Source organism: Segeticoccus rhizosphaerae (assembly GCF_005222685.1).
In the GTDB taxonomy this organism is placed as follows: Bacteria; Actinomycetota; Actinomycetes; order Actinomycetales; family Dermatophilaceae; genus Segeticoccus; species Segeticoccus rhizosphaerae.
In genome coordinates this window covers 1-1,009 of record NZ_SWMA01000103.1, presented here as the reverse complement: position 1 = coordinate 1,009, position 1,009 = coordinate 1, and the positions used below count along the sequence as shown (strand labels likewise).

Sequence of the window (1,009 nt, the reverse complement as noted above, 5' to 3'; positions counted from 1 at the left end):
TACGAGGCAGCACACGCCGCTACACTTCCGGCGGCAGCGTAATCCACCCCCGTGTCTACAAATTGGGGGCAAGGCCCTGTCGCCGAAGACGATCCAGGCCTACCGGATCAGCCTGAACTGCTTCCTGGGCTATCTGGCCGAGGCCGAGGGCATCGACCGTGCCCAGGTCAGCTTCGACCAGTTCGACCGGGCCCACCTGAAGGCCTGGCTGACCTGGATGCGCGAACAGCGCGGCTACGCGCCCCGCACGATCACGCTGCGGCTGACCGCGGTCAAGACGTTCCTGGCCTACAGCGCCAGCGAGGACATCACCCTGATGGCGCTCAGCCAGGCTGCCAAGACGCTGCGGGCACCGGCCAGCCCGAAGACACCGATCGAATACCTCACCGGGCCCCAGATCCGGGCCGTGCTGGCCGCGCACGCCGGCGGCACCGCCAAGTCCCGCCGCAACCGGATGCTGCTGATCCTGCTCTACGACACCGCCGCCCGGGTCGGCGAGATCACCGGCCTGACCCTGGCCGACCTGGCCCTGACCCCGCCCGGACACGTGGCCCTGACCGGGAAACGGAACAAGACCCGCACCGTGCCGCTCACCAGCAAGACGATCGAGCACCTGCGCGTCTACCTGGACGAGTTCCACCCGAACCACGCCCGGCTGCCCGCGACCCGGCCGGTGTTCTACAGCCGGCACGACGGGCGACCGAGCCGGCTGTCGACCGACACCGTCGCCGCGGTGCTCAAGACCGCGGCCGACACGGCCCGAGCGACCTGCCCCAGCGTGCCGGAGAACATCCACTGCCACATGCTGCGCAAGACCAAGGCCATGGACCTTTACCAGCAAGGGATCCCGCTGCCGATCATCATGCGCCTGCTCGGCCACGAGAACACCTCCACCACTTCGGCGTTCTACGCGTTCGCCACCCTCGACATGAAGGAGAGTCCCTTGGGGTGGTGGGGTTTGAGGTCCAACGGCGGGGCTTCGTGAAGTAGGCGGCCATCGGCGGGATCT

At 68.2% G+C, this 1,009-nt stretch carries 1 protein-coding gene; it reads left to right on the top strand.

What is annotated here, in order from left to right; all coding sequences use genetic code 11:
- The coding region (locus FCN22_RS21490; protein ID WP_137123602.1) for a tyrosine-type recombinase/integrase at positions 1 to 985 on the top strand (985 nt) is incomplete at its 5' end.
- Between the last annotated feature and the right edge of the window lie 24 nt (positions 986 to 1,009).